The organism is Streptomyces shenzhenensis (assembly GCF_003688995.1).
GTDB lineage: Bacteria > Actinomycetota > Actinomycetes > Streptomycetales > Streptomycetaceae > Streptomyces > Streptomyces shenzhenensis_A.
In genome coordinates, this window is record NZ_PENI01000024.1 from 132,835 (window position 1) to 156,273 (window position 23,439).

Here is a 23,439-nt window from a genome sequence, read left to right on the forward strand (position 1 = left end):
TCGTGCCGGGCTACTGCGGCGTGGCGCGGCGCGTCCTGATCTGGGTGAGGTCCAGGTCCACGGAGAAGGGAACGTCCGTCTTCATCCGCTCGCGGAAGATCCCCACGCTGGTGTAGGTGCCGGTCGTCGGCTCCAGTTCGAAGGCGTGCACGGCGGCACGGCCCTTCTCGTTCTCGACCCGCCAGTAGTGGGGGATCTTCGCCCGGGCGTACTTCAGGGGCTTGGTCTCGCGGTCGCGGGAGACGGAGTCCTCGGAGACGACCTCGATGGCCAGGATCACCGCCGCCACCGGGAAGCGGGTCTGGTTCGCGTCCTCGACCACGTTCCCACGCACGACGACCACCTCCGGTTCCGGGCGGTTCTGCCGGTCGATATCGATGGTGAGCTCGCGGAACACCTCAAAATCCGCAGGCGCCAGGGACTGGAGCTGCCACTTGAAGTAGTCGGTGGCACGCTCGTGAAAGATGGTCTGCGGCCTCACGAAGACCAGGCTCCCGTCGATCAGTTCTGTGTGCGGAGGAAGATCCGGAAGCCGGTCCAGGTCGTCGGCGGTCCAGCCGCCTTGAGGCGGGACCGGCCAGCTGGACGCGGACGCCTTCGGCGCGACGCTCGTCTGTGCTCCCATGGGACGGAGTCTCGCCGGTTCAATCAGACTATCGGCCGGAAACGGGCAGGTCTCCCGCAAACGTGTGAACGACTGCCGTGTCCTTGACGCAGTGTGAAGCCAGAGCCTGTGGATAACTACGGGGCTGTCGGTCCGGGCCCCTATCGTGGAGGCAGTGGTCGAGGGACGACGTACGGGGGACACGGCGATGGGTGGGACGGGCGGGATCGACGAGATGCCAGGGGTGACCGAGAGCGAGGCGCTGGCCACGCTGCACCGGATCTTCGGATACGACGCATTCCGGGGCGAGCAGGAAGAGATCATCGAGCATGTGGTGGCGGGCGGCGATGCGGTCGTCCTCATGCCGACCGGCGGCGGCAAGTCGCTGTGCTACCAGATCCCGGCCCTGGTCAGACCCGGTACGGGCGTCGTGGTCTCGCCGCTCATCGCACTGATGCAGGACCAGGTGGACGCGCTGCGCGCGCTCGGCGTGCGCGCCGGGTTCGTCAACTCGACCCAGGACTTCGACGAGCGCCGCATGGTCGAGGCGGAGTTCCTGGCGGGCGAGCTTGACCTGCTCTATCTCGCCCCGGAGCGGCTGCGCCTGGACTCCACCCTCGACCTGCTCTCCCGCGGCAAGATCTCCGTCTTCGCGATCGACGAGGCGCACTGTGTGTCCCAGTGGGGCCACGACTTCCGGCCCGACTACCTCGCCCTGTCCCTGCTCGGCGAGCGCTGGCCGGACGTCCCGCGGATCGCGCTGACCGCGACGGCCACGCGCGCAACCCACGAGGAGATCACCCGCCGGCTGAACATGCCGTCGGCCCGGCACTTCGTGGCCAGCTTCGACCGGCCCAACATTCAGTACCGGATCGTGCCCAAGGCCGACCCGAAGAAGCAGCTGCTCGCCTACCTGCGCGAGGAGCACGCCGGGGACGCGGGCATCGTGTACTGCCTGTCGCGCAACTCGGTCGAGAAGACGGCGGAGTTCCTGAGCCGCAACGGCATCGAGGCGGTGCCCTACCACGCGGGCCTGGACGCGGGCATGCGCGCGGCGCACCAGTCCCGGTTCCTGCGGGAGGACGGCCTGGTCGTGGTGGCGACCATCGCCTTCGGCATGGGCATCGACAAGCCGGACGTGCGGTTCGTCGCCCATCTCGACCTGCCCAAGTCCATCGAGGGCTACTACCAGGAGACGGGCCGCGCGGGCCGCGACGGACTCCCCTCCACGGCCTGGATGGCCTACGGGCTCAACGACGTCATACAGCAGCGCAAGCTGATCCAGTCCGGCGAGGGCGACGAGGCGTTCCGCCGCCGGGCCGCCGCCCATCTGGACTCGATGCTCGCGCTGTGCGAGACGGCCACCTGCCGCCGCGGCCAGCTGCTCGCCTACTTCGGCCAGGACCCCGATGCGGCGGGCTGCGGCAACTGCGACACCTGTCGCACCCCGCCCGAGACCTGGGACGGCACGGTCGCCGCGCAGAAGGTGCTGTCGACCATCGTGCGGCTGCAGCGGGAGCGCGGGCAGAAGTTCGGCGCGGTGCAGATCGTGGACATCCTGCTCGGCAAGCGCACGGCGAAGGTGATCCAGTTCGACCACGATCAGCTGTCCGTCTTCGGCATCGGAGAGGATCTGACCGAGGGCGAGTGGCGGGGTGTCGTCCGGCAGCTGCTGGCCCAGGGGCTGCTCGCGGTCGAGGGGGAGTACGGCACGCTGGCGCTGTCCGAGGCGAGCGGTTCGGTGCTGCGGGGCGACCGTGAGGTGCCGCTGCGCAAGGAACCGAAGAAGCAGGCCGCCGCGCGCACGACGTCCTCCTCGTCCGGCCGGGGCGACCGCAAGTCCAGGGCTGCCGCGGCCGAGCTGCCCGACGAACTGCTCCCCGCCTTCGAGGCGCTGCGTGCCTGGCGCGCCGAACAGGCCCGTGAGCAGGGCGTTCCGGCCTATGTCATCTTCCATGACGCGACCCTGCGGGAGATCGTCACCAGCTGGCCCGGCTCGGTGCGGGACCTCGGCACGGTGAGCGGCGTCGGCGAGAAGAAGCTGGCGACGTACGGGGAGGGCGTGATCGGGGTGCTGTCCGCACTCGATGCCCCGGCCGCGGCCGACCCGACCGCCACCGCACCCTCCGCCGCCGTCCCGGCCCCGGCGGGCGGTGCGGCGACGGACGACGACGGCTGGCCCGACCAGGACGCCGAGCCCGAACCGGACGACTGGTTCTAGGCCGGCACCGGAGGTGCTGCCCGGGCCACGGTTCCAGCCATGGCCCGGGGAAGCGTCAGGACAGCGCCGTCAGCCCCGGGGCGAAGGTGATCAGCAGCGGCAGCAGGGGCACCAGCGCGGCCACTGTCGTCGTCAGAGCCCGGTGCCTGCGCAGCAGCCGGGGCGGGGGCTCCAGCAGGCGGTCCACGCGCTCGCCCAGCAGGCGTCGGCTGGAGGCGCAGGACAGGACGCCGCGGTGCTGGTTCAGCTCGATCAGGGCGAGGGCCGTGGTGAGGTGGCCGCAGCGGCGCGACGCCGTGTCGTCGGCGGCCAGCTCGACCAGCCGGTGGGTCTGGTCGCAGAAGTGGGCGAACAGCGGGACCCGGGGGAAACCGGTGGCCAGCGCGGTGGACAGGTGCAGCAGCCAGTCGTGGTGGGCGCGGGCGTGGCCGCGCTCATGGGTGAGGACGGCGTCCAGCTGGTGGTCGGTGAGCCGGTGCAGCGCCCCGGTGGTGACCACCAGCTGCGGCGGATGGCCCGGCATCCACCAGGCGTCGGGGTACTCGTCCTCCAGCACCAGCATGGGGCCGCGCGCCATGGGCAGCCCCGCCGGCAGGTCGGGGGCGCGTTCGCGCAGGTGAGCGCGGGTCTGGCCGCGGTGCCTGCGTGCTTCGACCAGCTCGCGGGCGAGCATCGCCGTCGTCCACGCGGCACCGCAGGCCAGCAGCACGGTGAGGGCGACGGCCCAGACCGGGGCGGTGGAGAGGTCGTAGGCGGCGGTGACGGCCGGCGGAGCGGGCGCGAAGACGTGGTCGCGCACGGTGTGGAAGACGGCGGCGGCACCCAGGGTCAGCGCGGTCAGGCAGCACAGCAGCACGGTGGCGACCAGGCACTGCCACACCCACAGCGCGACCACGGGTTCCCGCTCGGGCCAGGCGGCCCGGGTCAGCGCGCGGGGCGCCGGCACGGCCGACGTCACGGCGACGACGCTCAGCAGGAGCAGGCAGACGGTCATGCCGGGGGCTCCGGTTCCTGGTCGGAGAAAGGGCGGGTGTTGAATGGTGCGCGGGAATCGGTGCGTCGGACGGCGCGGTGGCTCTTCCGCCAGTATGACGGGGACAGGCGGCAGGAGTAAGGAGTCGAGGCCGAACCGGGCTCGCGCCTGCCTCGGTCCGGCCCCCGCCCGGCCGCCGCCGCTCCGTGGCCGCCTGCCCGGCCGCTGACGACCTCGCCGCCGACCGGCGGGCCGGGACCGTCGGTATCGGGTGCAGCGCGGGCCGGATGCCCGCGTCGGACGCGCAAGGTCAGGCGCGCGCGACCACCCGGCCGGTGACGTCGCCCAGTCCCACCCGGACCCCGCCGGGGCCCGGCGCCCACGCCGAGAGCGTGACCATGTCCCCGTCCTCCAGGAAGGCCCGCTTGCCGTCGGGGAGTTCGAGCGGATCCCGGCCGTTCCAGGTCAGTTCGAGGAGCGAGCCGCGCTGGTCCGGTTCCGGCCCGCTCACCGTTCCCGACCCGTACAGGTCGCCGGTGCGCAGCGAGGCGCCGTTCACCGTCAGGTGCGCCAGCTGCTGCGCGGCGGTCCAGTACATGGTGGAGAACGGCGGCTCGGACACCACGTGACCGTTGACGGCGACGGTGATCCGCAGGTCGTAGCCGCCGGGCTCGTCGCCGGAGCCGGAGTCGTCGAGATAGGGCAGCAGGGGGTGGGTGCGCGGCGGCGGTGCCACCCGGGCGTCCTCCAGGGCCTCAAGCGGGGTGATCCACGCCGACACGGAGGTGGCGAAGGACTTGCCGAGGAACGGGCCGAGGGGGACGTACTCCCAGGCCTGGATGTCGCGCGCGGACCAGTCGTTGAGGAGGCACAGCCCGAAGACGTGCTCCCGGAAATCGCCGAGCGCCACCGGCTCGCCCTGCGCGGACGGCACCCCGACCACGAAACCGACCTCGGCCTCGATGTCCAGCCGGACCGAGGGGCCGAAGACCGGTGCCGGGTCGGCGGGGCCCTTGCGCTGGCCCGACGGCCGCACGACATCGGTGCCGGAGACCACGACCGTGCCGGAGCGGCCGTGGTAGCCGATCGGCAGGTGCTTCCAGTTCGGGGGCAGCGGGTCCGCGGCGTCGGGGCGGAAGATCTGGCCGGCGTTCCGGGCGTGGTGTTCGGAGGAGTAGAAGTCGACGTAGTCGGCGACCTCGAAGGGGAGGTGCAGCGTCACCGACGACAGGGGGTGGAAGAGCGGTTCGATCGTCTCCCGGTGCGCGGGGACCGTCAGCCACGCCGTCAGCGCGCGCCGCACGTCCGACCAGGCCGTGCGGCCCGCCGCGAGCAGCGGGCCGAGGGTGGGCCGCGCGAGCAGGGAGACATACGGCGAACCGAGCGCGGCGGCCGCGGCGCCCGCATCGAGCACGTGGTCGCCGAGCCGGACGCCGACCCGCCGCTCCTGGCTGCCGGCGGGCGAGAACACGCCGTACGGAAGGTTGTGCGGGCCGAAAGGATCGCCCTCGGGGACGTCGAAGGGGGGCATGGGTGCTGCCTCGCTCTCATCCGTGCCGTACCTGGCCATGCGTTCCATGGGTCGCGGCACACGTTACGGGTGAGGTGCCCTCCTCGGGCAGTGTCTGAAGAGTTCGCCATGTCCGGATAGGCCCTGTTGTCGGAGAGCGCAATTCCGGCTTAGTGTCCTTTGAGGGGACACAGGCGGGGTGGATCCGGTCCGTAGGGGACACGTGGGGGGACCCGTGGCCAGGAATGCCGTGCGCGTGCCTTTCCGGGCGGACCGTGAAGTGCCCGGCCTGATCGTCAAGTTCGGTGACTATCCCTTGCACCACGGTGGCGTCGGGGCGATCCGCAGCCTGGGCCGGCTGGGCGTCCCGATGTATGCGATCACCGAGGACCGTTACACGCCCGCGGCCTGCTCCCGCTATCTGGAGCGCGCCTTCGTCTGGCCGACGAGCGGCGCGGAGGAACCCGCCTACCTGGTGGAGGGCCTGCTGCGGGTCGGCCGGCGCATCGGCCGGCCCGCCGTCCTCATCCCCACCGACGAGGAGGCGGCCGTCCTGATCGCCGAGCATCAGGACGCGCTCGCGGACCGGTTCCTCTTCCCGCGCGTCGAGCCCGGCCTGCCCCGCCGGCTGGCCAGCAAGCAGGGGCTGCACGAACTGTGCGCGGCGCACGGCGTGCCCAGCCCGGTGGCGGCCTTCCCGCGGTCGTACGACGACATCGTGGAGTTCGCCGAGAAGGCCCGCTTCCCGGTGGTGGCCAAGAACCGCGAGGCGTTCGTACGGCGGACACGGCCCGCCGTGAACGGCACCACGAAGATCGCCACCCGAGCCGGTCTGCTCACCCTTGCGCGTGACTGGGGCGAGCGCCCCGGCGTCGTCCTCCAGGAGTACCTGCCGCGCGAGGAGGCCGAGGACTGGATCGTGCACGCCTGCTTCGCCGCGGACTCGACGCCGCTCGCCCTGTTCACGGGCGTCAAGGTGCGCTCGTGGCCGCCGCACGCGGGCATGACGGCGAACGCGTACGTCGTCGACAACCCGGAACTCGCGGACCTGGCCGCACGTTTCATCCAACAGATCGGCTTCAGCGGCATCGTCGACCTCGACCTGCGCTTCGACCGGCGCGACGGACGGTACAAGCTCCTCGACTTCAACCCCCGCATGGGCGCCCAGTTCCGGCTCTTCGAGAGCGGGTCGGGGGTGGACGTCGTACGCGCCCTGCACCTGGACCTGACCGGCCGTCCGGTACCGGCGGGGGAGCAGCGCGCCGGTCACCGGTACGTCGTGGAGAACATCGACCTGCCCGCCCTCCTCGCCTACCGCCGCAGCGGCTACACGACGCCGCACGCGCCGCACCGCCCGAGCGGGACGGAGCTGGCCTGGTTCGCGGGTGACGACCCGCTGCCGTTCCTCACGATGCTCGCGCGCTTCGTGCGGCCCGGCGCGAAGCACCTCTATCGGCTGTGGCGGACCAACCGCCGCGGCGGCACCACCACCGCCATGAAGTAGGCGCCATGTCCTGGGGAGGGACTTCGTGATCCAACCGGTAGCAGTCATCGGTGCCGGCCCCTTCGGCCTGTCCACCGCCGCCCACATCAAGGCGCGCGGGATCCCCGTGCGCGTCTTCGGCGACCCCATGGTGAGCTGGCGCGGCCACATGCCTGCCGGGATGCTCCTCAAGTCGACCCCGGCCGCGTCCACCATCGGCGCCCCGCAGCCCGGCCACACCCTGGCCGACTACTGCGCCGCGGCGGGCATACCCCGGCTGGCGACCGACGAGGACATCATCCCCGTCGAGACGTTCACCTCCTACGGCGAGTGGTTCCAGCGGGAGCTGGTGCCCGACCTGGAGCGGGTCCGGGTCGTCTCGGTCGGCCGGCACCCGGGCGGCGGCTTCGAAGTCGAGCTGGAATCGGGTGAGTTGTTCCCGGCCCGCGCGGTGGTGGTCGCCACGGGACTGTCGGGCCTGTCCCATCTGCCCCCGGAACTGGCCGCCGCAGCGGCGGACGGACCCGCCCCGACGGGCCCGGTGTCGCACAGCTCGCAGCACCACGACCTCACCCGGTTCGCCGGGAAGGAGCTGATCGTCGTCGGGGCCGGGCAGTCCGCGCTGGAGACCGCGGCGCTGGCGGCCGAGGCGGGCGCACGCGTGCGCGTGGTCGCGCGGCGCCGCGTCGGGTTCGGCGCCCCGCCGTGGCATCAGCCGCGGCTGCGCCCCGAGTCGCCGTTCGGCCGGGCCTGGTCGCTGTGGGCCCTCAGCCACTACCCCCACCCCTACCGCTACCTCCCCGCTCACACCCGGCACTACCTGGCCCGCCGGGTGCTCGGCCCGCTCGGCGCCTGGTGGCTGCGCGACCGTTTCGAGGGCAAGGTGCGGGTCGAGGAGATCGACCGCGTCATGGGCGCGGAGGCCCCCGACGGCACACCGGTCCTCACGGTCCGCACCCGCACGGGAGCCACCGGCCGGCTGCCGGCCGACCATGTCATCGCGGCGACCGGCTATCGCGTCGACATCGGCGCGATGGGCTTTCTCGGCCACGGAATCCGCTCCCGGCTCGCCGTCAGCCGGGGCACTCCGAAACTCGGCCCGGGCTATGTCTCCTCGGTCCCCGGCCTCTACTTCACCGGCCTGCCCGCCGCGGCCTCCTACGGCCCGGTGATGCGCTTCGTGTGCGGCACCGGGTTCGCCTCGCCGCGGCTGACGAAACACCTGGTGGCGGCACACGGCTGAGACCCGCACGGCACCGGACGAGCGCGCCGCACCGGGCGAGCGCCTCGTCGTCATCCGGGTCGTCCCCGGATTCCCCGTCGAACCACAGGCCGAGCCGCTCGACCTCCTCGACGTACAGCGGGGCGCCGGCCGGGTCCTCGGAGCTCAGGCGTGGACCTCGGGTCTCAGCTCGGCCGGGAAGCGCTCCAGGCAGTGAACACAACCTGATGCCCACCATTGACAGCCGGGTTTTGGCCGGGCGGCCGGGGCAAGAGGAACACAAGGGGCTGGAAAGAGGGGTGAGTCGGAGCGGCCGGCTGTCCGTATTCTCTGATCATGGCCGTTCCTCCCGCGTATTCACTCGTCGCCACCGACCTCGACGGAACGCTCCTGCGTGGCGACGACACCCTTTCCGACCGGTCCCTCGCCGCGCTCGCGCGCGTGACACGGGCCGGCGCCCGGCACCTGGTGGTCACGGGGCGCCCGGCACCACGGGTGCGGCCGTTGCTCGACACCCTGGGCGGCACGGGGCTCGCGGTGTGCGGCCAGGGCGCGCAGCTGTACGACGCCGGCACGGACCGCCTGCTGTGGTCGGTCACCCTGGACCGGGAGTTGGCCGAGACCGCGCTCGGCAAGATCGAGGCCGAGGTGGGGCAGGCGTACGCGGCCGTCGACCAGGACGGGGTGCGCGGGCTCACACTCATCGAACCCGGGTATCTGATGCCGCATCCGACCCTGCCCGCGGTCCGTGTCGAGCGGCGCGACGATCTGTGGTGCGCGCCCATCAGCAAGGTGCTGCTGCGCCACCCGTCCCTGTCCGACGACGAGTTGGCGACGACGGCGCGCTTGGTCGTGGGCTCCCTGGCGACCGTCACCATGTCGGGGCCCGGGACCGTCGAGCTTCAGCCGTGCGGCATCACCAAGGCCACCGGTCTCGCGCTGGCCGCCGAGCACCTGCGGCTGGCCCCGGAACGGGCCGTCGCCTTCGGTGACATGCCGAACGACATCCCGATGTTCGACTGGGCCGCCCACGGGGTGGCGATGGCCGGCGCCCACCCCGAGCTCAAGGCGGTGGCCGACGAGATCACCTTGTCGAACGAGGACGACGGCGTGGCCGTCGTCCTCGAAAGACTGTTTCCCGACGGGGTGCGTCAGTAGGGGCCGTTGACGTTGTCGATCGAGCCGTAGCGCTTGGCGGCGTAGTTGCAGGCGGCGGTGATGTTGGCGACCGGGTCGTAGATGTCGTACGACGTGCCTGCCACGTGGTAGGCGTTGAACGTCGGGTCGATCACCTGGAGCAGGCCCTTGGACGGGATGCCCTTCGCGGCGTTGGAGTCCCAGAGGTTGATGGCGCGCGGGTTGCCCGAGGACTCACGCATGATGTTGCGGTGGATGCCGTTGTAGGTACCCGGGATGTTCTTCTCCGCCATGATCGCGAGCGACTCGCGGATCCAGCCGTCGAGGTTGTTCGGATATCCGGCAAGCGTCGTGCCGACCGTCGCGGCGGTCCCGGGGGTGGCCGCGTGGGCGCCGGTTGCGCCGAGGAGCGGCAGGGCGAGCAGCGTGGCGCCGGTGCCGGCCACGGCGAGGGTGCGGACGAGACGGTGGGTGCGGGTACGGCGGTGGTGAGCGGCAGCAGACATGGCGATGTTCCTCTCCGGCGCCTGCGAGGTGAGCTGTCGGGTTCGGGCGGGGGAGGTGCCCGGCCGGGCCGCCGGAAGGCGACTCGACTTCACCCCTAGCCGTTCCGGTCGGCTGGGCCGTCCGGTTCGGCGACTTACCTGGGTCCCCCGCTCCTGCCGTACGAAATGTGGTTCGTCGATGGGTCACGACGGGTGGCGGCAGGATTCGGCGTCCACCCGACTTGGCCCGGAAGCTATGCGACCGCACATGTCGGAAACAAGTGGTGGGTTCATAGATCATGCCGATTGACATGCGATTGAGACGTATGCGCCGCTTGATCCTTTGCGATTGCCAAGCCTCAACTGGACTTCGGGGGAGGGGTGGTGGGGGCTATGAGCGAGGCGCCGTGCGACGGTAAAGGGTGACCCAAGTCACTCTCCTCGGTGACTCAAGTTCATTCGGCATCAAGAGGAATTGAGATGCCAATTGCGGCAAATCGGTCACTTCATTCCGTGGTCCGTGGAATTCGCTTCTCCCACGTCCGGTGGAAGACCACCTCGCTGCCCGCCGTGCAGACCACCTCGTCGACGGTGACGAAGTGGCCGACGTCACAGGAGATTTCCGAACGGACCCGGACCGTCGTGTCCCACGCCAGATCCGGGCGGTGCAGCCGCACCGAGCGGTCGGAACGGGCGCGGGCCGACAGCGGGTCGTTCCCGGTGATCGTGTACGTCTCCAGGGCGTCCTCGGTCCACTCCAGACCGTCCGGGTACGCGCGCGTGCCCGCGGCGCACGGGGCGACCTCCACCCGCCACTCGTCCTCGGCGATGTCCCGCACCACCAGCAGCCTCGGGCGCGGTCCGTCCAGCGTGACGGACTCGCTCGCGCCCAGCGGCTCGGCCTGCTCGGGTGCCCCGAAGACGATGGCCGAGTCCGACGTCCTGGCCCGCACCGGCAGTTCGAGCGAGCTGCCCACCGGGTCGAGCGTGCAGCCCGCCGCCGACTCCGGCCGTGGCCAGACCGACGGCCAGTACGCGGAGGAGACCGCGAGGCGGATGCGGTGACCGGCCGGGAAGACGTGGCCCACGCCGCCCAGTTCGACGGTCACGTCCGCCGTGCCGCCCGGCGTCCGGGGCGCCGGCCCCTCGCGGCCGGGCGGTGCCGCCAGTTCCAGCACGCCCCGGGCGACCAGGGCCGACGCGCCGTCCGGGGCGATGTCGCAGACCCGCGCGATCAGCTGCGTCCGCGGCGCCGGGCGGATCAGCCGCAGTTGTGCCCTGGGCCGCCCCAGCACCCAGGTCTCCTCGGCCACCTCGAAGTCGAAGCAGAGGGACCGCCCGTCCTCGGCCCGCTGGTCGAGCGGCAGATCGGCGTCGTCGCCGGCCGGTCGGAAGCGGCCCGCGTCCACGCCGGTGTGCAGGGGCGAGCGCACCAGGACCGGGTCGCCCCGGAGCTCGTACACGACGCTCGTCACGTCGGGGGAAGGCCAGGCGGGTTCGCCGACCCAGCGGCCCGGGGAGCCGGCCCCGGCCGGGGCCGGCGGGCGGGAGCCGGTGACGTATGCGCGCAGGAGCGGCTCGGACATCACCGGTCGCGTGCCGACGGAGCCGTGGGAAGTGCCGGACACGGAACCGTGGAGGGCGTCGGACGGGGGGTCGTGGGAAGTGCCGGTCGGGGAGCCGCCCTTCAGCCAGTGGTCCCACCAGCGCAGGGTCTCCTGGAGGAAGCCGATCGCCGGTCCGGGTGACAGGTCCTGGTCGGGGTAATGGTGCGACCAGGGACCGATCAGCCCGCGGACACGGTCGCGGGGGAGGCGTTCGACCAGACGGAGGACAGTGTCGTGGTGCGGGCCGTACCAGCCGCCGACCGCCAGCACGGCCGCCTTGACGGCACCGGGGCCCGGGGGCGGGCCGGCGTGCCCGTACGGGGCCTTGCTGTCGTCCCCTTGTGCGCCGGTGCTCCGGGGCGCGAGCCAGGTGTGGAGGGCGGGGGCCAGGGCCTCCAGGCGCGTCGGCCAGAGGGCCTGCCAGGCGTCGCCGGCGTACCGCGGGTCGGGCGGGAGTGCGGCGGTGGTGAGCGCCGCGGCGGACCGCGCGTGCAACTGGGCCGCGAAGGCGGAACCTCCGGGGTCGTGCCCTTCGTTCTCGTTCTGGCCGTCGGCGCAGCAGACCGCGACGACCGCCTTGAGCGGCTCGGGCGCGAGGGCCGCGATCCGGAGGGAGGCGGAGCCGCCCCGGGAGATGCCGAACACGCCCACGTTGCCGTCGCACCACGGCTGCGCGGCCAGCCACTCGACGACCTCCACCCCGTCCGCCGCCTCCGCTGCCTCTGCCGTCGCGCCCGCGCCCGTCGGCACCCCCTCGCTGGTGCCGTACCCCCGCGCGTCCACGCGGACGGAGGCGTAGCCGTGCCCCGCGTACCAGGGGTGCCGCTGGGCGTCGCGCGGCGCGGTCCGGTCGGTGAGGCGGTCCGGGGCGTACTCGAGGAGGGCCGGTACGGGGCCGTCCGTCAGGGGGCGCCACACGCGCGCGTACAGCCGCGTCCCGTCGGCGAGGGGGATCCAGAGGTCCGTGTGAGCGGTTTCGTGCGGGAAGGACGTACGGATGTGCATGGGCGGCGTTCCGGGGCATTAGCGGGGCAAAAAGTGTCACATCCCCTTGAGTCGATGAATATCGGGTTGTATCAGCTGATCAGCAACATACCGGTCGTGTTCCGATACCGCCCGGGCTGGACGGTGGGCGCTATCGGTGATCGAAACCTGACCGGATACGCTGACTTGAGTGATGGCAACGACCTATCGACAAACCGTGTAATCGCCAGCAGACACCAGCAGACAGGAGACCCCTCGTGACCGTCGTCGGGCCGTTCGGGCTGAGCGTGCGGGACCAGGCTCTCGAAGCCGATGTCCAGGCCGGATTGGCGGCTGTCGAGGAAGGCTTGCTCGAAGCCACCAAGAGCGAGGTGCCCTTCATCACGGGGGCCGCGCAGCACCTGGTGCGGGCGGGTGGCAAGCGGTTCCGCCCGCTGCTCGTGATGCTCGCCGCGCGGTTCGGCGATCCGTACGCGCCCGGGATCGTGCCGTCGGCCGTGGTGGTGGAGCTGACCCACCTGGCGACGCTGTACCACGACGACGTGATGGACGAGGCCGACGTACGGCGCGGGGTGGACAGCGCGAACACCCGCTGGGGCAACTCGGTCGCGGTCCTGACCGGCGACTTCCTGTTCGCCCGCGCCTCGCAGATCCTCGCCGACCTCGGTCCCGAGGCGGTGCGGGTGCAGGCCGTCGCGTTCGAGAGGCTGGTCACCGGCCAGATCCTGGAGACGGCCGGGCCCTCGGACGGCCGGGACCCGGTCGAGCACTACCTGGACGTGCTCTCCGGCAAGACGGGCTCGCTGGTCGCGGTGTCGTGCCGGTTCGGGGCGATGATGTCCGGCGCCGACGAGACGGTCGTGGACGTGCTCACGCAGTACGGCGAGCGGCTGGGCGTCGCCTTCCAGCTCGCCGATGACGTCCTGGACATCGCGTCGGACTCCCACGAGTCCGGCAAGACCCCGGGTACGGACCTGCGGGAGGGCGTCCCCACGCTCCCCGTGCTGCGGCTGCGGGAGCGGGCGGCGCGGCTGGGGCTGCCCGAGGACCTCGCGCTGTGCGAGCTGCTGGACTCCGACCTGTCCGACGACGGCCGGCACGCGCAGGCGCTGGCCGCCCTCCGGGCGCACCCGGCACTGGAGCAGGCCCGGCGGGACACCGTGCGGTACGCGAAGGAGGCGCGGGCGGCGCTGGCCCCGCTGCCCGAGTGCGAGGCGAAGACGGCCCTGCTGGAGCTGTGCGACGCGGTGGTGCACCGGGCGGGATAGCGACCGGACGGGACGCCCACCGGACGGGACAGTTACCGGGCGGGACGGTCACCAGGTACGGTGACCCGCCCCGCCCCGCCACCGCTCGCGCCACCGGCCCCCGGTCCCGGCACCTGGGCCGTCCGCCGGATCCGCCGCCCGTGCCGGCGGTCCGACCCGGCTCCACCCTCGACCCCCACCCCCTTCGACCCCGTTGACCTGGGAAGCAGCCGGGGAAGCGGCCCTTACCCCTACGGGTCGGTGGAGGCTCCTCCTCCGTGTGTCATACCGGAGGTGTACGTGGAGTTGAGTCCGCGGGTTGACGCATTCGCTCGGCGGATTTGGTCAGATGGAAGCCACGGAAATCACCACTCCTCACCGATTCGGGTGAGAATGGCGGCTCAGGGTGGGACCGGTGCATCGGTGCGTAGAAGGCCGCCGCCGACGACGGAGGTAAGCCACACATGGCACGGAACGAATCCGCTGACAACTCGGGTGCCGAGGAGACCGAGGAACTGCGCTCCGGCCGGCGCAAAGCCGCTCGGTACGTCGTCCCGGTCGCGGTCATAGGGGTGACGGCGGCGACCATCGGGCTGGTCCCGGCGCTCGCCGACTCCGGTGACCCCAGTCTGCCGAAGATCACCGCACAGCAGCTCATAGAGAAGATCGCCAAGTCGGACGTCGAGCAGCTGTCCGGCACGGTGAAGATCAGCACCGACCTGGGCCTGCCGAACCTGGGCGGCCTGGAGAGCAGCCTGGCCTCGGGCGTCGCCCCGTCCGGCGACGGCTCCTCGGCCGACCCGACGTCCAAGCTCACCGAGCTGGTCTCCGGCACGCACACCCTGCGCGTCGCCGCCGACGGCCCGGACAGGCAGAAGCTGTCGCTGATCGAGAGCGCGGCCGAGTACAGCCTCATCCACAACGGCAAGGACGTCTGGGGCTACGACAGCAAGTCGAACGAGGTCTACCACGGCACCGCGGCCCAGGACGGCGCGGAGCACGGGAACGAGGCTCCGGCCACGCCCAAGGACTTCGCCGACGAGGCCCTGAAGTCCGTCGACGACACCACGTCCGTGACCGTCGACGGCACCATGCGGGTCGCCGGCCGGGACGCCTACAAGCTGCTCGTCAAGCCGAAGCAGTCCGGCACCACGGTCGGCGCGATCAGCATCGCGGTGGACGCGAAGACCGGCATGCCGCTGAAGTTCACGCTGACCCCGGCGAGCGGCGGCGCGGCGGTCCTCGACGCGGGCTTCACCCAGGTCAGCTTCGCCAAGCCGGCCGCCTCGACCTTCGACTTCACCCCGCCGAAGGGCGCCAAGGTCACCGAGGAGGACAAGTCCGCCGAGGCACCGGAGCCCCGCTCCGGCCACGACCTCGCCCAGGGAACCCAGGGCGCCGAGGGCTACGAGGTGCTCGGCAAGGGCTGGAACTCGATCGCCACCTTCGACACCGGTCAGAAGGGCGGCCTGCCGTCCGGTTCCGCCGGCGGCGACCTGGGCGACTTCCTCGGCTCGCTCGGCGACCAGGTGAGCGGCAAGTTCGGCAAGGGCACGGTGTTCTCCACCCGGCTGGTCAACGCCCTGATCACGGACGACGGCACGGTCTACGTCGGCGCCGTGACCAAGGACGCCCTGGTGAAGGCGGCGGACTCGGGGCAGTAAGTACCCTGCGGGCACGACGAATCGAGGGAGCCGATGGACGAACCGTCCGCCACGGGGCGAACGACGGCGCGGGAGCCGGAGGACGCGGGACAGGGCGTCATCGACACCCGCGGCCTCACCAAGCGCTACCGCGGCGGACAGCTCGCCGTCGACGGTCTCGACCTGACCGTCCCGGCGGGCAGCGTCTTCGGCTTCCTCGGTCCGAACGGCTCCGGCAAGACCACCACCATCCGCATGCTGATGGGGCTCATCGAGCCCACCTCCGGCACCGCGCGGGTACTCGGGCGGCCCATGCCCCGCTCGGCGCGCGCGGTGCTGCCGCACGTGGGCGCGCTCATCGAGGGCCCCGCCCTGTACGGCTTCCTCTCCGGCCGGGACAACCTCACACGCTACGACGCCGCGGATCCGACCGCCGACCCGCGCACCCGGCACGCCCGGGTCGCCGCCGCGCTGGACCGGGTCGGCCTGGCCGCCGCCGCGGGCAAGAAGGCACGGGCGTACTCGCTGGGCATGAAACAGCGCCTCGGGCTGGCCGCCGCGCTGCTCCAGCCGCGCAGGCTCCTCGTCCTGGACGAGCCGACCAACGGGCTCGACCCGCAGGGCATGCGCGAGATCCGCTCCCTGGTCAGGGAGTTGGCGTCCGACGGCACGACCGTCTTCCTCTCCTCCCATCTCCTCGACGAGATCGAGCAGGTGTGCACCCACGCGGCGGTGATGGTGCAGGGCCGGCTCATCACCCAGGGCGCGGTGGCGGACCTGGCCGCCGGGGCGCGCGGCCGGCTGGTCGTGACCACGCCGGACACCGGGGACGCGGCCCGGGTGCTGAAGGAGCGGGGCGTGGGCGACGTCGTGGTCGCCGAGGACCGGGTCACCGCGGAGCCCCCGGAGGGCGAACTCGCCGACCTGAACGCCGCGCTGGTGTCGGCCGGAGTCCGCGTCCGCGGCTTCGGGGTCGAGCGGGCATCGCTGGAGGACGCGTTCGTGGCACTGACCGGAGAGGGCTTCGATGTCACAGGTTGACGCCGGGGCGGGCGAGGCCGCAGCCGCGGCGCCGACGGCGGGACCCGGGGCCGGACGCGCCCCGAGCCCGTTGTGGACCTTCGGGTTTCTCCGCAGCGAACTGGTCACCACCTTCCGGCGCTGGCGCACGCTCGCGCTGCTGGGCGTGCTGGCGGCGGTGCCGGTCCTGGTCGGGATCGCGGTCAGGATCGAGACGCGGGACGGCTCGTCGGCCGGCGGCGGTGGCGGCGGCGAGGGGCCGGCGTTCATCGCGCAGATCACCAACAACGGCCTGTTCCTGGTGTTCACCGCGCTGGCCGCGACGCTCCCGTTCTTCCTGCCGATGGCGATCGGGGTCGTCGCGGGCGACGCGGTCGCCGGCGAGGCCAACGCCGGGACCCTGCGCTATCTCCTGGTCGCCCCGGCGGGCCGCACCCGGCTGCTGCTCACCAAGTACGCGACGACGATGGCGTTCTGCCTGGTCGCCACGCTGGTGGTGGCGGTCTCGGCGCTGGCCGTCGGGGCGCTGCTGTTCCCGCTGGGCGATCTGACGACCATCTCCGGCACACGGATCAGCTTCGCCGAGGGTCTGGCGCGTGCGCTGCTGATCGCCCTGGTCGTGGCCGCGTCGCTGATCGGTGTCGCCGCCCTCGGTCTGTTCGTCTCCACTCTGACCAACAGCGGGATCGCGGCGATGGCCACCACGGTGGGGCTGCTGATCACCGTGCAGATCCTCGACCAGATACCGCAACTGCACGCGCTCCAGCCGTACTTCTTCTCGCACTACTGGCTGTCCTTCGCCGACCTGATGCGCGACCCGGTCTACTGGGACGACCTGGTCAAGAACCTGGGGCTGCAGGCGCTGTACGCGGTGGTGTTCGGCTCGGCGGCCTGGGCGCGGTTCACGACGAAGGACATCACCGCGTAAGGGCGCCCTCCTCCCGGGGCCGGGGCGGCTGCCGGACGGCCGCGCCCGTCTCGTGCGGGAAGCGCGCCAGCGGCGCCTCCTGCGCGAAGAAGGTCTTCGCGCGCGCCAGCGCCGCCGAGTCCTGGAGCACGTCGCCGGGCGCGCTGCCGTTGCCGAGCAGGACGCCGCCGAACCGCATCTTCAGGTACGCGGCCGAGTTGGTGAGCGTGCCGACCAGCGGGGCGGCGACGCCGGGTTCGCGGTGCGCGAGCGCGGTGACGCCCCAGAGCGTGCGGCCGGCCAGGGTCGCCTCGAAGCCGACGCCCGGGGTGCGCAGCCAGCCCGACCAGTGGTCCAGGTAGCGCTTGACCGGGCCGGACACCGCGTACCAGTACAGCGGTGAGGCGATCACGATGTCCGTGGCGGCGAGCGTGGCGTCCAGGAGCCGGCCCGCGGCGGTGTCGGAGGGCGGCCGCACATGGTCGCTGTCGTGGCGCAGGTCGGAGAACTCGGGCAGTGGGTCGTCGATCAGACGGATCCACTCCTGTTCGACGTCCGCGGACAGCTGCGCGGCGGCCCTGCGGGCCAGCAGTTCGGTGTTGCCGTCGGGACGGGTACTGCCCAGCACGAACAGGAAACGACGGGTCATCGGTCCCCCAGATGATCGGCGTGCGAGGAATACAAGCTCGCGCATTATATGCACGCGCAAGCATCTTTCGTCGAGGGTGCGGAGTGTGCTGCGGAGCCGGGGGAGTTCCTGGTGCGAGTCTGTGACGTCGCGGTGACCTGGGAGCGGTGGCGAGCGGCGACACTCGACAGCACGCATGAGTACGACCGGATCGTGACGCCGGGGGAGTGAGGGGACCGATGTCTCGACTCAGCCGCGAGGAGAAGCGGGACGAAGGACGCGGTGTGGATCCGGCGGCACGGGTGGACGTCCGCGTCTCCGCCACGGGCGAGGCGACGGTCGACGGCGTTCCGCTCGCCGCGCCACCCGGCCGGGAGATCCAGCATGCCGTCCTGGACCACCTCCAGCGTCTGGCCCGCACGCTCGGCCACCCCGTACAGGCGGCGATCCACGACACCCGGATCGGCTATGTGGTCCCCCTCCAGGTGGACACCAACGGCGCCAGCCACTTCACCGGCGACCCCGCGAGGTTGACTCCGAAAGCGACGGCGAAGGCATCGGGGAAGCCGGGGGCGGCCGGGGAGCCGGGGACTCCGGGGGAGCAGGCCGACGGCTCCTCCGCGGGCTCCGGTCATGACTCCGCCGCTGCCGCCGCCGAACCGGCGCCGTACCGCGACAGGCCCACCCCCTCCCTGCGCCCCGTCGTCGAGCCGGCGCGGGACGTGGCGCCGGCGTTCCCGCCTCGGCCGGTGCCGGAGCCGACGCCGCACGCGGAGCCTGCGGCCACGTTCGCACCGCGCCCGGTGACCGGCGTCGCCCCGGGCACGGTCCAGCCCCCCACCGGTGTCTTCGGGCCGCCCCCGGTCATGCCCGTCACCCCGGCCCGCCCGGCCACCCCGGCCTGCCCCACGGACCCGCCCCGCCCCGCCGAGCCGCCGCGGTCCACCGGGCCGATCCCGGTCGCGGTGCCGAGGCCTGCCGGCACGCCCGGGGCGGACGGTACGACCGGCTCCGCGCCGGACTGGGTGGCCCAGGCGGCTGTTTCGGGGGCGGCCCCCACCACCGTGCTCCCCGTTCCCGAGCCACCCCGCGCCCCCCGACCGCTCGTCGCCGACTTCCCCGCCGGCACCGATCCCGACCCCAGGCCCACGCCGGCCCGGGGGTTCGATGCCGTGGCCGAGGCCGTGCTGGGGGACGGGGACGACGGCGGGGCCGCGCTCGGGGAGCCGACCGCGCGGATCAACGAGGCCGTCAGGGCGGGGCGGATCGACGCGGCGGCCGAGTTGGCGAAGCGTACGGTCGAGACGGCCGCCGCCGACCTGGGACCCGACCACCCCGACGTGCTCAGGCTGCGCGAACTGACCGCCTACATCGCCTACCTGTCCGGTGATCCGCTGCACGCCTTCCAGCTGTCGCTGGACCTCGCCCGGCTCCGCCGCAGCGGCCGGGACGCCGAGGCGGCCTACGGCAACGTCCAGAGCGCGGCGGCGGCCTGGCGTGCCGTACGCGATCCGGAGCAGGGGCTCAGCCTCGGCCGGGACCTGATCGCCCTGTGGACGGAACTCACCGCCGAGGAGGGTCCGGCGGCCGACGACATCGAGGAACTGGAGTCCGCCCGCGCCCGCATGGTCCGCCTGACCGAACGCGCGGCCCGGGCGGCCGGTTGAGCGCTCCGCTGGAAATGCCGCGAGGTGCCGTCGGTCGTCCGCGGCACCATCGTGGCCGGCCTCGCAGTTCCCCGCGCCCCTTCAGGGCGCTGCCGAACCGCAGCGGAATCCGCCGCCGCCGTCACTGCACGCAGAACTCGTTGCCCTCCGGGTCCGTCATCACCACCCACTCCCCGCCGTTCTCCCGCACCCGCCGCAGCACCTGCGCACCGAGCCGCTCCAGCCGTCCGACGTCGTCATCGCGTCCGCCCGCGGGCGCGTGCACGTCGATGTGGAGCCGGTTCTTGCCGGCCTTCGGCTCCGGGACCCGCTGGAACAGCAGCCGCCGTCCCAGCCCGGTGCCGCTGTCCTGGTCGTACGGGTCGTCGGGATGCCGTACGGCGATCAGGTCACGGAAGGCGGGGCGGCCGTGGTGCTCGACGGTGGCCGCGCCGGGCAGCGCGCCGAGCCCCAGCAGCCGCTCGACGAGCGCGCTGTTGTCCTCGACCTCGTAGTGCAGCGCGGCGGCCCAGAAGTCGGCCTGCGCATGCGGATCGGCGGCGTCGACGACCAGTTTCCAGTGCAGCGGGACGGGCCCTGGTGCGGGTGTCTGCGTCATACCGCCACTTATATCCGACACCTCTGACAGCCCGGCCCGTCGCTGACCACGAGCCGGACGGCGCGTTTCACCGGTCCGTCCTGTTCCAGTCGGCGTCGGGTTCCCGGCCGTGACCGCGGTCTACGGCCTGGCGGCCTCCGGATCCGGCTCCGGTCCCGAGGCGAGGCTCTCCGCCTTGCGGGCGGCGCTCGCCGTGCCGGTGGTCATGGTCCTGCCGGGCACGGTGCCCGCGTCGGCGAGCGTGCGGGCCGCGCGACGGGCGGTGCGCAGGGCGTCCCAGGTCAGCAGCGACAGCGCCAGCCACACCAGCGCGAACCCGGCCCAGCGCTCGGGCGGCATGGCCTCGTCGAAGTAGAGGACGCCCAGCAGGAACTGGAAGACGGGCGCCAGATACTGCAGCAGCCCCAGCGTCGACAGGGGCACGCGGATCGCCGCCGCGCCGAAGCAGACGAGCGGGAGCGCGGTCACCACACCGGTGGCGGCGAGCAGGGCGGCGTGCCCGGCGCCGCCACCGGTGAACGTGGAGTCGCCGTGCGCGGTCAGCCACAGCAGATAGCCGAGCGCGGGCAGGAACTGGACCGCGGTCTCGGCGGCCAGTGACTCGATGCCGCCGAGGTTGACCTTCTTCTTCACCAGCCCGTAGACGGCGAAGGAGAGGGCGAGGCTCAGGGAGATCCACGGCGGGTGGCCGTAGCCGACGGTCAGCACGACCACCGCGGCGAAGCCGACCCCGACGGCCACCCACTGCGTGGGCCGCAGCCGTTCCTTCAGGATCAGCACGCCCATCGCGATGGTGACCAGGGGATTGATGAAGTACCCGAGGGAGGCCTCGACCACATGCCCGGCGTTCACGGCCCAGATGTAGACACCCCAGTTGACCGTGATCACCGCGGCCGCGACCGTGATCAGCGCGAGCCGGAGCGGCTGGCGCAGCAGCTCCCCGACCCAGGCCCAGCGCCGTACGGCGAGCAGCAGCACGCCCACGAAGACCAGGGACCACACCATCCGGTGGGCGAGGATCTCCACCGCTCCGGCGGGCTTCAGCAGCGGCCAGAACAGCGGGACGAGCCCCCACATCCCGTACGCGGCGAGGCCGTTCAGCAGTCCTGTCCGCCGTTCACCCCTCGACTCGACGGCCACGGGCCCTCCCTCTCATGTCCTCGCGCGCGCGTTCGCCTGCACGAAGGTAGCGCCGCACGCCCCTGCCTGTCATTGCCGTATCGCCATACGGTCATGACAGGCAGGGGTGTGTGGCGCCGAGGCTCCGGGTCGGGCGGGTCAGCCCTTGAGCGCGGCGGTGACGACCTCCGCGAGCGGGGTGGTCGTCCGTCCGGCCAGCCGGGACAGATCGCCGGTGGAGACGACCAGCTCGCCCTCGGCGATCGACGCGTCCACGCCGACCAGGATCGCGGCCATCGCCTCGGGCACCCCGGCGCCGGTCAGAATGCCCTGCATGGTCTCGCCCGGCACGGAGTTGTAGGCGATCTCCTTGCCGGTCTGCCTGCTCAGCTCGGCCGCGTACTCGGCGAGGCTCCACGCCTCGTCGCCGCCCAGCTCGTACGTCTGGTTCTCGTGCCCCTCGCCGGTGAGGACGGCGACGGCGGCGGCCGCGTAGTCGGCACGCGAGGCCGAGGAGATCCGGCCCTCGCCCGCCGCCGCGACCACGGCGTCGTGCGCCAGCACCGGGGCGAGGTTCTCGGTGTAGTTCTCGTGGTACCAGCCGTTGCGCAGCAGCGTGTAGGGCAGACCGGAGGCGAGCAGCGCCTTCTCGGTGGCCCGGTGGTCGTCGGCGAGGGCGGCCGTCAGGCTGCCGGGGGCGCTGGTGTAGGCGAGCAGGGCGACGCCGGCCGCCTTGGCGGCGTCGATGACGACGGTGTGCTGCTGGACCCGGCCCTTGTCGAACTCGTTGCCGGAGATCAGCAGCACCCGGTCGCCGGCGGCGAAGAGGCCGTCGAAGGTCTCGGGCGTGTTGTAGTCGGCCACGGCGATCCGCACGCCGCGCGCCGCGAAGTCGGCGGCCTTCGCCTCGTCGCGCACGACGGCGGTGATCTGCTCGGCCGGGACCTTCTCCAGCAACTGGTCCACGACGTGACGGCCGAGGTGCCCGGTGGCTCCGGTGACGACGATGCTCATGATTCAGAACTCCTAGTGGGGTGCGACTGTCGCTAACCCTAGGAGTAGCGCTAACTCAGGGAAAGTACCCACTTTGAAGTAAGGTACTTGCATGGGAGTTAGCGCTGTGGAGAAGACGGCCCGCGACACCGGCGAGGCGATGTGCCCCCACCGGCTCGTCCTCGAACATGTCACCAGCCGCTGGGGCGTCCTGATCCTGATCGAGCTGCTGGACCGCCCCCACCGCTTCAGCGAGCTGCGCCGGGCGGTCGGACGCTTCGGCCGGGGCGTCAGCGAGAAGATGCTCACCCAGACCCTCCAGACCCTGGAACGCGACGGGTTCGTGCACCGCGACGCCAAGCCGGTGATCCCGCCCCGGGTCGACTACTCGCTCACCGCGCTGGGCCGTGAGGTGGCCGAGCAGGTGCGGGCGCTGGCGCTGTGGACCGAGGCGCGGATGGGGGAGGTGGGGGAGGCCCGGGAGAGGTACGACGCGGCGAAGCGTGCCCTGGGCGCCGCCACGCAGGACGACCCGCGCGCCTGACCTGGGCGGCTCGGGCGGCCCGGACGCGTGGTTCGGGCCGCCCGTGCGTGACATGACGAGGGCCCGGACGCGGTGGTGCGTCCGGGCCCCGCCGTGCCGAGCGGACACCGGCCTCGCCGGTCCGGTCGCCCCACGGCGGATGCGAGCCGACCGGTCGACGGTCAGCCGATGACGGTCCAGGTGTCGTTGCCGGCGAGCAGGGCCGCGAGGTCCCCCTTGCCGTGCTGCTCGACGGCCGCGTCGAGCTGGTCGGCCATCTGCGTCTCGTACACCGGACGCTCGACGCTGCGCAGGACGCCGATCGGCGTGTGGTGCAGGGTGTCCGGGTCGGCCAGCCGGGACAGGGCGAAAGCCGTGGCCGGCGAGGCCGCGTGGGCGTCGTGGACGAGGATGCGCTCCTCGTTGCCGGGCGTCACGGTGACGATCTCCAGATCGCCGGTGAGCGGGTCGCGCACCACACCCCGGCTGCCGTCGGGGCCGAACCGGACCGGCTGCCCGTGCTCCAGCCGGATCACCGCCTCCTGGGCGCTGCGCTGGTCCTTGAGCGCGTCGAAGGCGCCGTCGTTGAAGATGTTGCAGTTCTGGTAGATCTCCACCAGCGCGGTCCCCGGGTGGGCCGCGGCCTCCCGCAGCACACCGGTGAGGTGCTTGCGGTCGGAGTCGATGGTCCGGGCCACGAACGACGCCTCCGCGCCGAGCGCGAGCGAGACGGGGTTGAACGGCGCGTCGAGGGAGCCCATCGGTGTCGACTTGGTGATCTTGCCGACTTCGGAGGTGGGCGAGTACTGGCCTTTGGTAAGGCCGTAGATGCGGTTGTTGAAGAGGAGGATCTTCAGGTTGACGTTGC

Annotated in this window: 20 protein-coding genes and 1 riboswitch; of the genes, 10 read left to right on the top strand and 10 right to left on the bottom strand. The window is 72.3% G+C overall.

From position 1 onward, the window contains the following. Positions 1-10 precede the first annotated feature (10 nt). Positions 11-625 (bottom strand): Uma2 family endonuclease, encoded by a 615-nt coding sequence (locus CTZ28_RS31135; protein WP_121893051.1) that lies wholly within the window; start codon positions 623-625, stop codon positions 11-13. 187 nt (positions 626-812) lie between these two features. Between CTZ28_RS31135 and recQ the strand changes: the two genes are divergently transcribed. Next, positions 813-2,825, top strand: a complete 2,013-nt coding sequence (recQ, locus tag CTZ28_RS31140) for a DNA helicase RecQ (protein ID WP_121893052.1) — start codon at positions 813-815, stop codon at positions 2,823-2,825. A 55-nt stretch (positions 2,826-2,880) separates the two neighbouring features. Here recQ and CTZ28_RS31145 read toward each other — a convergent pair whose 3' ends face one another. Together CTZ28_RS31145 and fahA are read right to left on the bottom strand one after the other, a co-directional pair. Next, a complete protein-coding gene (locus CTZ28_RS31145; protein WP_121893053.1) occupies positions 2,881-3,819 on the bottom strand; it encodes a M56 family metallopeptidase in 939 nt (312 codons plus the stop codon). Between the two features lie 289 nt (positions 3,820-4,108). Then, positions 4,109-5,329: a fumarylacetoacetase gene (gene fahA, locus CTZ28_RS31150; protein WP_121893079.1), complete on the bottom strand. Its 1,221-nt coding sequence runs from the start codon at positions 5,327-5,329 to the stop codon at positions 4,109-4,111. A 235-nt stretch (positions 5,330-5,564) separates the two neighbouring features. Between fahA and CTZ28_RS31155 the strand changes: the two genes are divergently transcribed. The 3 genes from CTZ28_RS31155 (at position 5,565) to CTZ28_RS31165 (ending at position 9,171) form a co-directional block, all read left to right on the top strand. Then, the gene (locus tag CTZ28_RS31155; RefSeq protein ID WP_121893080.1) at positions 5,565-6,812 is read left to right on the top strand and encodes a carboxylate--amine ligase; all 1,248 of its coding nucleotides are present in this window, start codon (positions 5,565-5,567) and stop codon (positions 6,810-6,812) included. Between the two features lie 25 nt (positions 6,813-6,837). Continuing rightward, a complete protein-coding gene (locus tag CTZ28_RS31160) occupies positions 6,838-8,034 on the top strand; it encodes an NAD(P)-binding domain-containing protein (protein WP_121893054.1) in 1,197 nt (398 codons plus the stop codon). Positions 8,035-8,349: 315 nt separating this feature from the next. Then, a complete protein-coding gene (locus CTZ28_RS31165; RefSeq protein ID WP_121893055.1) occupies positions 8,350-9,171 on the top strand; it encodes an HAD family hydrolase in 822 nt (273 codons plus the stop codon). Here CTZ28_RS31165 and CTZ28_RS31170 read toward each other — a convergent pair. Together CTZ28_RS31170 and CTZ28_RS31175 are read right to left on the bottom strand one after the other, a co-directional pair. After that, entirely contained in the window at positions 9,165-9,656 is a 492-nt protein-coding gene (locus CTZ28_RS31170) for a transglycosylase SLT domain-containing protein (RefSeq protein WP_121893056.1), read from the bottom strand. The genes CTZ28_RS31165 and CTZ28_RS31170 overlap by 7 nt on opposite strands. 3 nt (positions 9,657-9,659) lie before the next feature. Then, a riboswitch (cyclic di-AMP (ydaO/yuaA leader) is annotated at positions 9,660-9,844 on the bottom strand. Between the two features lie 297 nt (positions 9,845-10,141). Beyond that, complete coding sequence (locus CTZ28_RS31175; RefSeq protein ID WP_121893057.1) at positions 10,142-12,247, bottom strand: CocE/NonD family hydrolase; 2,106 nt, start codon at positions 12,245-12,247, stop codon at positions 10,142-10,144. 236 nt (positions 12,248-12,483) lie between these two features. Here CTZ28_RS31175 and CTZ28_RS31180 point away from each other — a divergent pair, with 236 nt between their 5' ends. From CTZ28_RS31180 to CTZ28_RS31195, 4 genes are all read left to right on the top strand, one after another. Next, positions 12,484-13,494 carry a polyprenyl synthetase family protein gene (locus CTZ28_RS31180; RefSeq protein ID WP_121893058.1) on the top strand — a complete coding sequence of 337 codons (1,011 nt, stop codon included), beginning with the start codon at positions 12,484-12,486 and terminating at the stop codon, positions 13,492-13,494. 443 nt (positions 13,495-13,937) lie between these two features. Then, positions 13,938-15,137, top strand: a complete 1,200-nt coding sequence (locus tag CTZ28_RS31185) for a LolA family protein (protein WP_121893059.1) — start codon at positions 13,938-13,940, stop codon at positions 15,135-15,137. Positions 15,138-15,170: 33 nt separating this feature from the next. Further along, complete coding sequence (locus CTZ28_RS31190; RefSeq protein ID WP_121893060.1) at positions 15,171-16,157, top strand: ABC transporter ATP-binding protein; 987 nt, start codon at positions 15,171-15,173, stop codon at positions 16,155-16,157. Further along, positions 16,144-17,064 carry an ABC transporter permease gene (locus CTZ28_RS31195; RefSeq protein ID WP_121893061.1) on the top strand — a complete coding sequence of 307 codons (921 nt, stop codon included), beginning with the start codon at positions 16,144-16,146 and terminating at the stop codon, positions 17,062-17,064. Before CTZ28_RS31190 ends, CTZ28_RS31195 begins: the two co-directional genes overlap by 14 nt. Here CTZ28_RS31195 and CTZ28_RS31200 read toward each other — a convergent pair. Continuing rightward, positions 17,054-17,692, bottom strand: coding sequence for a flavodoxin family protein (locus CTZ28_RS31200; protein WP_121893062.1), 639 nt, complete (start codon positions 17,690-17,692; stop codon positions 17,054-17,056). The two genes, CTZ28_RS31195 and CTZ28_RS31200, sit on opposite strands and share 11 nt — an antisense overlap. Positions 17,693-17,910: 218 nt before the next feature. Here CTZ28_RS31200 and CTZ28_RS31205 point away from each other — a divergent pair, with 218 nt between their 5' ends. Further along, positions 17,911-19,338: a tetratricopeptide repeat protein gene (locus tag CTZ28_RS31205; protein WP_121893063.1), complete on the top strand. Its 1,428-nt coding sequence runs from the start codon at positions 17,911-17,913 to the stop codon at positions 19,336-19,338. A 121-nt stretch (positions 19,339-19,459) separates the two neighbouring features. On the opposite strand, the gene CTZ28_RS31210 is transcribed toward CTZ28_RS31205, so the two are convergent. The 3 genes from CTZ28_RS31210 to CTZ28_RS31220 all read right to left on the bottom strand — a co-directional run bounded on the left by CTZ28_RS31210 (position 19,460) and on the right by CTZ28_RS31220 (position 22,069). Then, complete coding sequence (locus CTZ28_RS31210; RefSeq protein ID WP_121893064.1) at positions 19,460-19,936, bottom strand: VOC family protein; 477 nt, start codon at positions 19,934-19,936, stop codon at positions 19,460-19,462. Positions 19,937-20,056: 120 nt separating this feature from the next. Then, complete coding sequence (gene rarD, locus CTZ28_RS31215; protein ID WP_121893065.1) at positions 20,057-21,076, bottom strand: EamA family transporter RarD; 1,020 nt, start codon at positions 21,074-21,076, stop codon at positions 20,057-20,059. Between the two features lie 138 nt (positions 21,077-21,214). Beyond that, on the bottom strand, positions 21,215-22,069 hold the full coding sequence (locus CTZ28_RS31220; RefSeq protein WP_121893066.1) for an SDR family oxidoreductase: 855 nt from the start codon (positions 22,067-22,069) through the stop codon (positions 21,215-21,217). Between the two features lie 91 nt (positions 22,070-22,160). Here CTZ28_RS31220 and CTZ28_RS31225 point away from each other — a divergent pair, with 91 nt between their 5' ends. After that, positions 22,161-22,592, top strand: coding sequence for a winged helix-turn-helix transcriptional regulator (locus tag CTZ28_RS31225; protein ID WP_183154675.1), 432 nt, complete (start codon positions 22,161-22,163; stop codon positions 22,590-22,592). Between the two features lie 161 nt (positions 22,593-22,753). On the opposite strand, the gene CTZ28_RS31230 is transcribed toward CTZ28_RS31225, so the two are convergent. Beyond that, positions 22,754-23,439 (bottom strand): thiamine pyrophosphate-dependent enzyme (locus CTZ28_RS31230; protein WP_259471901.1); only part of this gene is annotated, 686 nt, incomplete at its 5' end.

Excerpts from the sequence above, each read along its gene's own strand:
- CTZ28_RS31185 (WP_121893059.1), top strand. The coding sequence starts at position 13,938 with ATGGCACGGAACGAATCCGCTGACAACTCGGGTGCCGAGGAGACCGAG.
- CTZ28_RS31190 (WP_121893060.1), top strand. The coding sequence starts at position 15,171 with ATGGACGAACCGTCCGCCACGGGGCGAACGACGGCGCGGGAGCCGGAG.
- CTZ28_RS31205 (WP_121893063.1), top strand. The coding sequence starts at position 17,911 with ATGTCTCGACTCAGCCGCGAGGAGAAGCGGGACGAAGGACGCGGTGTG.
- CTZ28_RS31135 (WP_121893051.1), bottom strand. The coding sequence starts at position 625 with ATGGGAGCACAGACGAGCGTCGCGCCGAAGGCGTCCGCGTCCAGCTGG.
- CTZ28_RS31210 (WP_121893064.1), bottom strand. The coding sequence starts at position 19,936 with ATGACGCAGACACCCGCACCAGGGCCCGTCCCGCTGCACTGGAAACTG.
- CTZ28_RS31225 (WP_183154675.1), top strand. The coding sequence starts at position 22,161 with ATGGGAGTTAGCGCTGTGGAGAAGACGGCCCGCGACACCGGCGAGGCG.
- CTZ28_RS31175 (WP_121893057.1), bottom strand. The coding sequence starts at position 12,247 with ATGCACATCCGTACGTCCTTCCCGCACGAAACCGCTCACACGGACCTC.
- CTZ28_RS31220 (WP_121893066.1), bottom strand. The coding sequence starts at position 22,069 with ATGAGCATCGTCGTCACCGGAGCCACCGGGCACCTCGGCCGTCACGTC.
- CTZ28_RS31170 (WP_121893056.1), bottom strand. The coding sequence starts at position 9,656 with ATGTCTGCTGCCGCTCACCACCGCCGTACCCGCACCCACCGTCTCGTC.
- recQ (WP_121893052.1), top strand. The coding sequence starts at position 813 with ATGGGTGGGACGGGCGGGATCGACGAGATGCCAGGGGTGACCGAGAGC.
- fahA (WP_121893079.1), bottom strand. The coding sequence starts at position 5,329 with ATGCCCCCCTTCGACGTCCCCGAGGGCGATCCTTTCGGCCCGCACAAC.
- CTZ28_RS31145 (WP_121893053.1), bottom strand. The coding sequence starts at position 3,819 with ATGACCGTCTGCCTGCTCCTGCTGAGCGTCGTCGCCGTGACGTCGGCC.
- CTZ28_RS31165 (WP_121893055.1), top strand. The coding sequence starts at position 8,350 with ATGGCCGTTCCTCCCGCGTATTCACTCGTCGCCACCGACCTCGACGGA.
- CTZ28_RS31195 (WP_121893061.1), top strand. The coding sequence starts at position 16,144 with ATGTCACAGGTTGACGCCGGGGCGGGCGAGGCCGCAGCCGCGGCGCCG.
- CTZ28_RS31200 (WP_121893062.1), bottom strand. The coding sequence starts at position 17,692 with ATGACCCGTCGTTTCCTGTTCGTGCTGGGCAGTACCCGTCCCGACGGC.